Here is a 12,851-nt window from a genome sequence, read left to right on the forward strand (position 1 = left end):
TATGCTCGAGTGAGAAAAAATGGGCTCAGGTGAAGTTTCTACGCCAAGGCTGGATGGAGAATGATTTATCCAAATTGTTTTATGATATTTGTCCAAAGCATAACAGTTTTATTTTAAACTGACTATAATCAGTAGACAATAAAAAACGCCATCACAATCGTGACAGCGTTCTCTTTAATATAGATATCTACTTTTAAATTACAACGCCTTTAACTGCTCCATCTGCGCCGTCATCGCCGTCAACTGCCCTTCTAGCTCAGCCAGTTTTGCTTTCTCCGCATCGACGACTTCGGCTGGTGCTTTACTGACAAAGCCTTCATTACCTAGCTTACGGGCGATACCGTCGGCTTGCTTTTGTAGCTTTTCATGCGCTTTGCCGAGACGTGCCAGCTCAGCCGTTGGATCAATCAGACCTTTCATCGGTACAAGTACCCGTAGCTGACCGACCATACTTGATGACGATAGCGGTACTTCATCGCCTTCTTTGACGATCTCTAAGCTCTCGACTTTGGCCAGTGCTTTAAACTGGTTTTTGATACGTGATAGACGCGCTTCTTCATCGCTAGAGACGTTTTGTAGGAGCACTGGCAGACGTACGGCATTACCCAGCTTCATCTCACCACGGATGTTACGGACGCTCGCGATTAGCTCTTGTAGCCACGCCATATCCGCCTCCACTTGCTCACTGATCTGGCTATCATCGGTTTGTGGATAGCTCGCGACCACGATGCTGTCGGTGTTTTTACGACCCAGTAGCGGCGCGATGGTCTGCCAGATTTGCTCGGTCAGATACGGCATGATGGGATGGGTGAAGCGTAGCGCGGTCTCGAGTACGTGCAGGAGCACATAGCGGATTTGCGCTTTGCGCTCATCCGACACCGAGTCATCATTTAGGCTGGCTTTGGCAAGCTCAACATACCAGTCACAGTACTCGTTCCAGATAAACTCATAGATATCTTGACTGACCATATCGAGACGATACTGGGCGAAATGCTGATGGATGTCTTTGATGCTTGAGTTCAGACGACTCATGATCCATTTTTCTGGTAATTCCCATACATCAGGATTTGCGCTTTGGTCGATAGGCTTGGCACTGCCTTCGCTATCGACACAGTTCATCAGAACAAAACGGCTGGCGTTCCAGATTTTATTACAGAAGTTACGATAGCCCTCGACACGCTTGAGATCAAAGTTGATATCGCGACCGGTACTGGCTAATGACGTGAAGGTAAAGCGCAGCGCATCGGTGCCATAAGCGGGGATGCCTTCTGGGAACTCTTTACGGGTTTGCTTCTCAATCTTAGCCGCGTCTTTGGGATTCATCATATTGCTGGTGCGTTTTTCGACCAGCGCTTCTAGCTCAATACCATCGATCAAATCAATCGGATCTAAGACGTTGCCTTTTGATTTTGACATCTTTTGACCATTACTATCACGTACCAGACCATGCACATAGACGGTCTTAAACGGCACTTGCGGCGTGCCATCTTCGTTTTTCACAAAGTGCATGGTCATCATGATCATGCGGGCAACCCAAAAGAAGATAATATCAAAACCTGTCACGAGCACGCTGGTTGGGTGAAAGGTCTCTAGCACACGCGGATCAGCGTTCACATCTGCCCAGTCAAGCGTACTAAATGTCCAAAGACCAGAGCTAAACCACGTATCGAGTACGTCATCGTCTTGACGCAATGTCACGTCGTCGCTTAGGTTGTACTTAGTGCGTACTTCCGCTTCATCACGCGCCACATAGATCTCGCCAGTCGCGTCGTCATACCATGCAGGGATGCGATGACCCCACCATAGCTGACGGCTGATACACCAGTCTTGTAAGTCGGTCATCCATGCCATATACATGTTTTTGTACTGGGCCGGGACGAACTCAATGCTGCCGTCTTCTACCGCATCAATCGCAGGCTGGGCCAGTTTATTCACTGCCACATACCACTGATCGGTCAGCCATGGCTCAACGATGGTGCCGCCACGCTCTGCACGCGGCGCTTTTAGGGCATAGTCCTCGATGTCCTCTAGCCAGCCCTCCTCGCCTGCTTGCGCCACTAAAAATTTACGTGCCGTAAAACGCTCAAGCCCGGCATAGCTGTTACCTAAATGGTCGCTAGGGGTGGTCTCAAGCTTAGGCTCACGCGTTTGCAGATCGGGATAGACTTCCATCGCGGGTAAGATATTGGCGCGCTCATCGAGGATGTTAATCAACGGCAAGTTATGACGACGACCCAATTCATAATCGTTAAAATCATGCGCTGGGGTGATTTTAACGCAGCCTGTGCCAAAGTCTTTTTCGACATAGTCATCGGCAACGATAGGCACGACGCGACCTGTGATTGGCAACGTAATGGTTTTGCCAACCAAATGTGCATACCGCTCATCGCTAGGATTGACCGCCACTGCCGTATCACCAAGCAGTGTCTCAGGACGCGTGGTCGCGACTACCAGATAGTTTTTACCATCTTGGGTGGTCAAGTCTTTATCCGTGAAATGATAGCGGAAATGCCATAAGTTGCCTTTTTCATCGTGGTTTTCGACTTCTAGATCAGACAGCGCTGTTTGGAATTTTGGGTCCCAGTTCACGAGGCGCTTACCACGATAAATCAAACCATCATCGAACAGACGTACGAACACTTCTTTTACCGCATTGGACAGACCATCATCCATGGTAAAGCGCTCACGCGACCAATCAACTGAGCTGCCCAAACGACGAATTTGGCTCGTGATATTGCCGCCCGACTCTTCTTTCCACTCCCACACTTTATCGATGAAATCTTCGCGTGTCATATCACGGCGTTTTAACCCTTGCGCTTCAAGGCGACGCTCCACGACCATTTGCGTGGCAATACCCGCATGATCCGTACCCGGCTGCCAGAGGGTATTGTCACCATCCATACGGTGATAACGCGTGAGCGCATCCATGATGGCATTGTTGAACCCATGGCCCATATGCAGCGAGCCTGTGACGTTCGGTGGTGGCAGCGCGATAGAGAATGACTCGTCTTTATCAAAGCTTGGCTTAAAGTAACCGCTTTCTTCCCAGCCTTGATACATGCCGGCCTCGATCTCCGCAGGATTGTAAGCGTGCTCAAGTTGGCTTAAGGCAGCTTGAATGGAGTGGGTCAGGTTGGCCTTGGTATTAGGAGTGCTCATAGTAAAATTGTCTTTTGTTAATAATGAATGGGGTTAAACAAAAATTTGCATAATAGGCGAAATAATTAATACCGTGATTTTAACGCAGATAGCCAGATTTTGTTAGATGCTATGGCAATTTATCAGCGTGACCAAGCGGCATTAAACAATTAACAACCCCAATCGACTGAACACTCAACAAAATAAGTCGTCGCCATGCTATAAAATGTGAGTCACGCTATAGAATATAGTGGATGTCCTTCTACTAACAGCATTATCTGATAAACAGCGAGCTGACCGTGCCCCAAGATACCGAGCATAAAACCCACTCTCAGACTGACAGTGTCGACGACAAGCACGCCATTGACGATGCTAGCAATCATGAGTATAACGCTGACGTTATGCCACAAGATAAATCTGATTTCGATTATAGGGATAAAGAGGACAGGGATAAAAGCGATAGTGATGCTGGTGCTCTAGATGTTACCAACGTTCTAGAAGACACCGAAGCCACTGAGCATTTAGAAGATGAGGATTTCTCTGAGGAGATTAGCAAAGAAGACAAAGAAACCATCAAAAAGGTCGCCCACGATGACAATTTGAGTCAAGCAAAAAGCCATGCCAGTATATTGGTTGAGCAGGCAATGGACGCCAAAAAAACTTTTGGGCGCTCGCTGGGATCGCTATTTACCAGTGCCTTGACCGCAGGCTTAGAGATTGGCATCAGTTTTTTTATGATTTTATCCGCTTTTGCTCTACTCAGTGGCGTGCTGCCCAATCACTACGCGCTTGTGATTGCCTCGCTCCTTTATCCCATCGGTTTTATCATTGTGGTCATTGGTCAGTCGCTACTGTTTACCGAACAAACCTCTCTTTTGAGCCTACCTGTCCTCAACGGCATCGAACCCTTAAACAAGCTGCTACGTCTTTGGGGCATTGTTATCGCGGGTAACGTCGTTGGCGGTTGTTTATTTGCCGTTTTAATGATTGGTTTGGGCTTAAATATGCAGCTGTTTAGCGCGAGTGATATTGACGCTTATGCCGAGCACATTTTGGGGTTTCGATGGTGGGTCATATTTGGCAGTGCCATATTGGCCGGTTGGATGATGGGCGTCACCGCATGGCTTGTGACCTCAGCACGCGACACCCTAAGCCGCATTGTCTTAGTCACTGTTATCACTGGCAGTATCGGGTTTTTGGGTCTGCACCACAGTATCATTGGCAACATTGAGATATTTTCAGCTCTGTTATATGGCAACACGGTTAGCTTATGGCGCTATTTGCTATTTTTAGCAGTGATCTTGGTCGGTAATACGATAGGTGGCGTGGTGTTTGTCGCGGTACTCAAAAACCGCACCTTCTTATTTGACGTCGAAAAAGTAAAAGAACAAACCGCCAATGACAGAGCGGACGCCAGAACCCACGTACACGGCCGACGGCCTTAGGGTTTGATTGAGGTTATGACGTCCAAAGGCGCTGACCATAGAAGCACTTATCGCCCATAACAAGTTTAGACGTTATAAATTTATTATGGGCAATGTGGCGGGCCAAGATGACAGCTCGATCAATCGCGGTAATTACGCTAAGTGTGTGCCAACTTTATCTAAAGTCGACGTGCGGCCAAAACGCTACTCTCTACTTCAGACCTCTTTCGCTTATTATATTTAGCACTAAACACTCTGACTAAAATACCAGCCGTCAGGAACATGATTAACGTGTAAATAGCAGGCGTGACCGACATTGGATAACTGGACAATAGCGTCAACGCCATAAATATAGACAAGGTACTGTTTTGCAGACCCACTTCTAGCGTCACAGAAGTTCTTTGTGCCAGATTCAATCCGAACCACTTACTGGTGTAATAACCCAGCGCCATGGTTGAGACATTCAGTAACAAGGATACTGGCCCTACCTCGATAAAGGAGCCAACAATGATATCTCGTTGGACATAAACTAAAAACAAAACCAAAAACGCCAAAAATACCACACCAAACCTTGACACATACACTTGTGATTTTTCAGCGATCTTAGGAGCAAAGCGCTTGATAATCATGCCAATGCTGATCGGCACAATGGTCAATAATATCAAGGTAATCATGGTTTTTACGACTGGTAACTGAAATTCACTACCTGCCCCCATAAAATGAATCAAGGAGTAACTGAGCACCACAGGAATCGTAAAGACCGTAATGACACTAGCAATAGCCGTCATGGTAACCGACAGCGCAACATCGCCTTTGGCCAAATACGTGAACAAATTGGACGTTGTACCGCCTGGGCACAGGACAAGAAGCATCACCCCTACTGCATACTCTGGCGACAACGGCATAATATTGGCTAATAAAAAACCAATGATCGGTAACATGATTAGCTGATTGGTGAGACCTATACCAACCGCTTTGGGAAACTTTAGAACGCGTTTGAAGTCGTTCACAACAAGACTCAAGCCCATCCCCATCATGATAAAAAATAGAGAAATGGGAATGACGACTGAATTTACTAACGTGACTATCTCAAGACCTTCCATAACTACATCCATGTAGATAAGACCCGCTTTTGGGTCGGTTTATGACAATGCCGTGATGCGCTACCAGCCAATCCTGCTGATAGTTTGGATAAAAGCCATCGACGTCATTAGCGTTTTCGTACAACTCGTCTCTCATACCATCGAGTTTTTCATACTGTATTATTTTCAGACGAGACGTCTCTATACGTATCCTAAAAACACGAGTACAAGAAAAGTAAGTATATCGCTGTCAAAGTCTATTATTTGCTTTATTCAACTACTCATCAGTCAAATAAAGAAAGGATCTTTCACAATGGGTAACATAAGCGGGGATAGGCAGTTTAGATAGCCAGGGTTCTAGGTAGTAGATGAGGAGGGACCGTTGTCGTACTACTGGCTGTGTCGCTACTGATAACCGCCGTCCCATAAGCAATGGCTTCTACCATGCTGCCCAATTGATTGACATTGGTGACCTCAAGGCGTAAACCATAAATATGGTTATAACCTTTGGCTTTGGCATCAGTACGCATACGTACGATAGCCTCTCGGCGGGCACGATCTAGTAACGTCTCGTAGGTGGTCAGGTTTTTACCAAACAGACTGAGCACGCGCGCGACAATCATTTTAAAGTAATCTTGGCCGATGACCACGCTGCCCAGTACCAACTCGCCCTCACTATGAGCGGCAAGTGTGGGACGATAAAAACGCTCGCTTGACACCACAATATCACCAAGCGCTTGCTCTGCAACACGCAGCTGCGCTAAATGCTGACGCTCATGACGCGACCCAAAAAACCAACCAGCGGCGAACAATAAAATAAACGGCGCATAGTTGATGAGCATTTGAGTGAGGGAGTTATTCATGGCACGTCTCTTATCGTAAAAAGCATCAATGCTTTGAAGCTCGGTTCATTAACCAAAAGGATTGAAACGTGGCAAATCATCCGTCGGCACAGGTGCTGGATTTTGCATGGTGGGCTGTTGACCATCATTTGGCGGATTTTGATAGGATTGCTGTGACATAGGCACGGCTTTGACAGCGGTACCGTAGACAAACAACTCAGAGGCACCCTGAGCGATGCTAGATGTCGAAAAACGCAGACCAACGATGGCATCCGCACCCAACGCTTCGGCCTTAATAATCATACGGTCTATCGCCTCTTGGCGCGACTCTTCTAACAGCTCGGTATAAGCCGTCAACTCACCGCCGACGATGTTTTTTAGCCCAGCAAACAAGTCTTTGCCGACATGCTTTGAGCGCACGGTACTACCGTACACCACATCGAGGCGCTCGGTGATCTGATAGTTAGGCAAGTGCTCGAGGTTAGAGAGTTGCACAGTCATAGTACGACCTTATCGGTGACTTAATAGGATTATCATGAGCATCTAGCAGCATAGACAATAGTCAACCAAACGGCGACTAGAGGTCAGTGCTGCTGTAAAAGATACTAATCATTGGTATGGAACAATAAAAACAGCTCAGTTAAGTTGCCTTCGATACTATTGGCCATTTGCACCAATTTATCTTCATCGCGACGCATCTCAGCCAGCTCTGGATCTTCATCATCGATACCGCTCAACACAATCATAGGCAAGGTCAATACAGCCACATCTTCTGCGGTCTCTTCGTCCTCAAACCAGTCGCTTGCTTCATCGCCATACATCGCATCGACAAAGCCAATCGACCAAGCAACGATGTCTGACTCATCTGAAAAATCGACCGCCACTTCTTCGTTACCCGCGTCTTCACCAAACGGCAGCTCGATAGGCGTCTCGTTTTTTAGCTCCGCCATGATAGCGTCACGCCAGCGCTGGATACCGTCGATGACATTGTCTGGAATCTCACTGGTATGACCTTCAAATAAGGCATCCATCCAGTTTGGCAACGGGCGTCCGATCACTGTCGCGGTCAAAAAACCATGGGCCGCGACACTATCGAGCACAAACTGGCTCTCTTGATTGTCTAAATAGTCTAGTAGTTCATCGAAGCTTAGTTGATTACTCATGAGGTAGTGGTCCTTAATAGATGGATTGCGTCAGTCGCAATAAATGATTGGATGAATGCAGGATAGCGGAAAATCTGAGGATAAAGGTCGTTTGGATAAACACCCAAACCACCATTATAAAGTGAGAACATTGAATAGAGCGGGTTACTAGCAACTGTAAAAAGTGGCAAATAGGACACCATCAGCTTAGCGCAGCCAGATAAATATCCAGTAATAAAGCGCGTTAGTCGGCTTACATGACTTGGCTACCTTCACTGCCATCACAACTGAGTCTAACGCCTAAAGATCGTCTTCCCAGTCATCGCCATCTTCATCGAAGTTGTCTATATCATCTAGATCGTCTTTTAGCTCTTTGGCCAAACGCTTTTCTTCTAGCAAGTTGTCAATCAACCGACGCTTCTCTAGGCTACTTAAGCGTGTACGTACACTCGTTTCGGCCTCTTCCACCATCTTTGCATCATCATCGTCGACAAAATCATCATCAAAATCGTCGTCAATATCAGCGTCACTCATGAAAAACTCCTATCTTTTTTAGCAAGGGTATTAATAATACATCAATATATATATGCCTTATAAAGTCTCTGTTAAGCGTTGTCAATCCTTTTTATCACTATGGCCTATTTTGTATTCAGAGCCAACATAACGATACCAGTCCTACAGCAGACAATTGTGTATAAACCACTAAGCCCCAGTGTGGTTAAGTAGATGACTCGCCATCATTTTCTACCATTAATACGGCGTTACGGACATCCGCTAAACGCTGAATCATCGCATCATTACCACCATCAAATATGGCACATTCGCGCTCATAGACGGTTGTCGGACGCATGACGCTATGTACTTGTACATGGTGACTGATCTGCTTGGTACCTGCATTCGGTAGTAAGATCAGCATTTGCTCTTTTTTGCCGATACTGTGTAGCAGTTGCGTCATCGCCTCTGACTGCGCGTCATCACTGACCCCCGCTTTGGCAGGCAAGGCAAAACGTGACAGCTCAATATGCTTATCATGGATAATCTTGTTGAGCATTAAGTACAGTTTGCCAAGCATCACACCAGCGAGCGCAACTTTTGCATGGCTGTTGTCCGCTTTTAACAACACGCTTGCGCCATTATCTTCAAAACGTGGCTCATTCATCACGCTCACACCCAGCAATAGTGGCTGCTTGAGTAGCTCGGTCACCGCTTGATTCAACAGCTGTGTGCATAACGCCAGATAAGGCAAACGCTGAGCCGGTGCCAGACGCTCAAGCATATTGAACTCATCATGAAACACAATCTGCACTCTCACACTGTCAAACGAGCGGGTGGCAGACAGTCGAGAGGCGCTACTAGACTTATGAGCGCTACTATCTTTAGAGCTAGCATTAGCGCTGCTTATCTCATTTTGTCTGCTGGCTGACTGATGATCCGTGCGCTCTGCAGTTGCACTTTCAGTAGTGCTGGCGCTAGCGCCACCGGTATCACTCGCCCCGTTTTGATTTTGCTGGGTTTTTAAATATTGATTCACTTCACTGTGCACATCAAATTTGTGCATAGGGGTTGTCTCACTGTCTGTTGTGCTCTCAGTAGAACCGACCGTGTCTCTATCCGTTGAACGACGTTCAAAGTCACGATCATAGCTTCGCGGGTCAATCTGCATATACTGCTCGCGATGCAAGTCTTGAATGTCACGGCTTAGGGCATTGATCTGCTCTTTGGTTGGACGAGCAAGATAACCATAAATCAGCCAAAGTAATAAATGCAGTAGCATGGAACCGATGACAAACGGCCATTGCATGGCGATAATCTCGCCTTTGCTAATATCTTTTAGCGTCAACGACACACTGCCAATCACCGCATCGCCATTGGTGGCAATCTGTCGAATGGTATCCCCTTGCTGCATTGGCGCGTTGCCAACAGGTACCAAGACATCGTCGTTATTGTCTTTAATCAATATGCGTGTCACGTCTTGCTCACTAGTATAGCGATTGGCAATGACACTTAAGCTGACACGGTCTTTATTTTCTAAAGACAACCGTGCTTCATCAATCAGCTGGGCGACCATCTGCTCGCCTTTTAACGCACGACTTTTGCTCAGCTGCTGATCTGTGCTGATGACCAATAGCAGAGTCTGTAAACAAAAACTAACCAGAAGAATAATGGCAAACAACCCTTGCCGCGGCGCTAAATACGTCATGATATGTTAAACTTTTTTGGATAAAAGAAATTAAAAAACAAGGCTATCGCTCATTTTTTGGCTAAGTTAAAAAAATGGTACTGCGTACATCTTTACAAACCGTTACTCAAAGCAAGTGCTGTTGTCTAAGATGTTGTTACTTAACGTAAGCTGGCGCACTTTGGACTCGCTGTAACTGATAACACTATCAGAAATACAGTCACCTGTTACGCTCTACTATATCACCATAATAAACCTTATAGCGTGAGCAACTTTATAAATTTATCGTAATAATGGTATTCAATTTTAACGGTCTTTTAAGCCATAACAGCCGTTTTTGCACCACCATGATACTTTGTGTGTCATCTATAGGCGCTGCCCAGTAAAACTGGTATTATTCCTAATCTTATATGAGCATACAAGGGACAATTGAGCCATGCCAAACAATACATCTTATTCGTTACCAAAAGACAGCAAAGCATGGCAACAAGCCGTCGATTCTATTGCATCACTACTACCTGAAGGCACCAACTTACAAGATTTTGACGCGCTACAGTCTCTCCCTGTGTTTGCTCTCATTGTCGTACTACCTAACAAAATATCCACTCTTGATATCCATCAGTATGTACAGTCATGGGTCGATGAGCAGCCAAGCTGGCATTTGGTCACCGTCGCAGAAGATACCGATGCCAGTTTTGTCAATATCAGCGTTTCTGATACAGAGCCGATGGCAGGGAACGCGCAGCGTCTACCCTTTACCCAGTCGCAAGTATTCCGCTACTTGCTGGTTCCAGTGACTGATACGCTCATGCACCCCGGTAAAAAAACCGCTGCCGCGCACATCATTGATGACCAGCTGACGACGCGCTTGCGTCACGATTTAACTGAAGCGTATAAAAACGCTAATCATGCAAATAATACCGACCACCTAGATGTGGTTGATTGCCATATTTCGTCTGTCGGTCATATGCTCCGTACCCATAAGCTTGCCTGCTTTGATATGGATTCAACCTTAATTGAGCAAGAAGTCATCGTCGAGCTGGCCAAAACCGCAGGCATCGGTGAGGAGGTTGCCGCCATCACTGAAGCTGCCATGCGCGGTGAAATTGAGTTTGATGAGTCTTTTGCCAAACGGGTAGCGTTATTAAAAGGCATCTCAACCGAGGTGCTTGATGAGATATGTGGCCGCCTAACTCTATCCATGGGCGCTCGCACCACCATTAGCGCGCTAAAAGCCTTAGGCTATCATACGGTGCTCGTCTCAGGCGGATTTACCTATTTTGCTCGCTACATCGCTGAGCAGCTGGGCATTGACGAAGTTCATGCAAATGCCTTAGACATCGACGAAAATGAAGTCACAGGTCATGTCCAGCTGCCCATCGTCAATGGTGCCAAAAAAGCGGCTATCGTCGAACACACAGCTGAGCGTTTGGGTATCGCGATGTCACAAGTTGTCTGCGTTGGTGATGGTGCCAATGATTTACCGATGATGAGCATTGCCGATCTAGGCATCGCTTACCATGCGAAGCCCATCGTCCAAGCACGTGCCGATGCCGCGATCAACGTGACTGGGCTTGAAGGCACCCTTTACGCGCTTGGCTATCCAGCCTTAGCGCCGACACAGTAGTGACCACACTCTCAAAACAATACCAGAAGCTAGATTGATGTTTTTATCATTAATCTGGCTTTTATGCTTTTTTCATGCCATCAGCTTCATACAGCCATTTTTAGCGTCCCTGTTCTAGCGCGGCCATAAACGCGACATACCATTAACCCTCCACACTTATTAACCCTCCACACTTATTGTTAAATAATGAAGGATTGTCCATGACGGCACCACAATCACCACGGCCGAACGAGCCGTCAGCACCACCACTACTGGATAAGAATGCTCCTCCTAAACCCGCCGATACGCCTAAGCAATTAGTGGGGGTTTATATCAAAGGAATGTGCATGGGCGCAGCGGACATCGTGCCTGGTGTCTCTGGCGGTACCATTGCATTGATTGCTGGGATTTATGAGCGCTTGATTAATGCGCTTGGCAGCATTGGCCCAAATCTCTGGCAGACATTTCGTCAAGAAGCCGGTATCAAAGGGCTGCTTGCTGTTTGGCGAGCGGTCGATGCGACATTTTTACTGTTTTTGTTACTCGGTATTGCGAGCAGTTTTGCGACGTTAGCTGGCATTATTAAACACTTGCTGGACAATCAACCTCTGTATATCTGGTCGTTCTTTTTTGGGCTGGTCGTTGCCACGGTCTTTATCCTATTAAGTGAGATTAAACGCTGGAATGTAGGCCGGGTGGCATTGTTTGCCACTGGGCTTATCTTCGCTGTGGTCATCAGTAGTTTACCCTTACTCACCACCACACCCAGCTTGCCATATTTGTTTATAGCTGGGGCTATCGCGATTTGTGCCATGATATTGCCTGGTATATCAGGATCGTTTATTTTACTGTTGTTGGGTGCTTATGACGCGGTATTAGAAGCTGTGCATACCCTGAATTTTAGTATCATCTTTACTGTTATTGCGGGTATGGCCACTGGTCTGTTGTTGTTTACCCGTGCCCTTAAATGGTTGTTATCCCGCTACTATCAAGCCACGTTAGCGCTACTGACAGGCTTTATCGCAGGGTCTTTGGTCAAAGTGTGGCCGTGGAAAACGGATACCTTGGGCACGCTAAATAGCGAGGCGATAAACAACGTCATGCCTTGGCACTATCCTACTGGCGCCCATTGGCTAACCACGCTAGGGCTGATGCTACTGGGCGCATTTTTGGTGTCGCTGTTATCGTGGTGGGGCAACCGTCGCAACCCTGTTTAAGCGCTACCGTCAGTTCAGAATAAGCCTCTCTATAACTCTCTCTGTTTGCAAAACTAAGCGCCATCTTTGTGGTGCTTAGCCCAAAATCTACACGAGAAAAACTTCAAAACGCACTAAAAAATCAAACGTCAACGGTTGTCGCAAAGTCGCCTCTCCCCTCTTTAGCTTTGTTCCCCAAACTTTCATAATAGCCTCATTGGAATTCACCTTATGAATAGCGA

At 46.7% G+C, this 12,851-nt stretch carries 10 protein-coding genes; 3 read left to right on the plus strand and 7 right to left on the minus strand.

Annotated elements, in window-relative coordinates:
* Window positions 1-198 precede the first annotated feature (198 nt).
* Complete coding sequence (locus DVY93_RS06300; RefSeq protein ID WP_230709808.1) at window positions 199-3,159, minus strand: valine--tRNA ligase; 2,961 nt, start codon at window positions 3,157-3,159, stop codon at window positions 199-201.
* Window positions 3,160-3,437: 278 nt separating this feature from the next.
* Here DVY93_RS06300 and DVY93_RS06305 point away from each other — a divergent pair, with 278 nt between their 5' ends.
* The gene (locus DVY93_RS06305) at window positions 3,438-4,583 is read left to right on the plus strand and encodes a formate/nitrite transporter family protein (protein WP_230709810.1); all 1,146 of its coding nucleotides are present in this window, start codon (window positions 3,438-3,440) and stop codon (window positions 4,581-4,583) included.
* A gap of 158 nt (window positions 4,584-4,741) precedes the next feature.
* On the opposite strand, the gene DVY93_RS06310 is transcribed toward DVY93_RS06305, so the two are convergent.
* The 6 genes from DVY93_RS06310 to DVY93_RS06335 form a co-directional block, all read right to left on the minus strand.
* Window positions 4,742-5,677, minus strand: a complete 936-nt coding sequence (locus DVY93_RS06310) for a bile acid:sodium symporter family protein (protein ID WP_230709812.1) — start codon at window positions 5,675-5,677, stop codon at window positions 4,742-4,744.
* Between the two features lie 308 nt (window positions 5,678-5,985).
* Window positions 5,986-6,507: a YbjQ family protein gene (locus DVY93_RS06315; protein WP_230709814.1), complete on the minus strand. Its 522-nt coding sequence runs from the start codon at window positions 6,505-6,507 to the stop codon at window positions 5,986-5,988.
* A gap of 48 nt (window positions 6,508-6,555) precedes the next feature.
* Window positions 6,556-6,987, minus strand: coding sequence for a YbjQ family protein (locus tag DVY93_RS06320; RefSeq protein ID WP_193006733.1), 432 nt, complete (start codon window positions 6,985-6,987; stop codon window positions 6,556-6,558).
* 104 nt (window positions 6,988-7,091) lie between these two features.
* Window positions 7,092-7,649 (minus strand): UPF0149 family protein, encoded by a 558-nt coding sequence (locus DVY93_RS06325; RefSeq protein ID WP_198333811.1) that lies wholly within the window; start codon window positions 7,647-7,649, stop codon window positions 7,092-7,094.
* A 279-nt stretch (window positions 7,650-7,928) separates the two neighbouring features.
* Entirely contained in the window at window positions 7,929-8,162 is a 234-nt protein-coding gene (locus DVY93_RS06330) for a PA3496 family putative envelope integrity protein (protein ID WP_230709816.1), read from the minus strand.
* A 184-nt stretch (window positions 8,163-8,346) separates the two neighbouring features.
* Window positions 8,347-9,828, minus strand: a complete 1,482-nt coding sequence (locus DVY93_RS06335; protein WP_193006731.1) for a hypothetical protein — start codon at window positions 9,826-9,828, stop codon at window positions 8,347-8,349.
* Between the two features lie 415 nt (window positions 9,829-10,243).
* On the opposite strand from DVY93_RS06335, the gene serB reads away from it, so the two are divergent.
* Window positions 10,244-11,434 carry a phosphoserine phosphatase SerB gene (gene serB / locus DVY93_RS06340; protein WP_193006730.1) on the plus strand — a complete coding sequence of 397 codons (1,191 nt, stop codon included), beginning with the start codon at window positions 10,244-10,246 and terminating at the stop codon, window positions 11,432-11,434.
* 200 nt (window positions 11,435-11,634) lie between these two features.
* The gene (locus tag DVY93_RS06345; protein ID WP_230709818.1) at window positions 11,635-12,630 is read left to right on the plus strand and encodes a DUF368 domain-containing protein; all 996 of its coding nucleotides are present in this window, start codon (window positions 11,635-11,637) and stop codon (window positions 12,628-12,630) included.
* The last annotated feature ends 221 nt before the right edge of the window (window positions 12,631-12,851 follow it).

It is taken from the genome of Psychrobacter sp. CCUG 69069, from assembly GCF_021023115.1.
In the GTDB taxonomy this organism is placed as follows: domain Bacteria; phylum Pseudomonadota; class Gammaproteobacteria; order Pseudomonadales; family Moraxellaceae; genus Psychrobacter; species Psychrobacter namhaensis.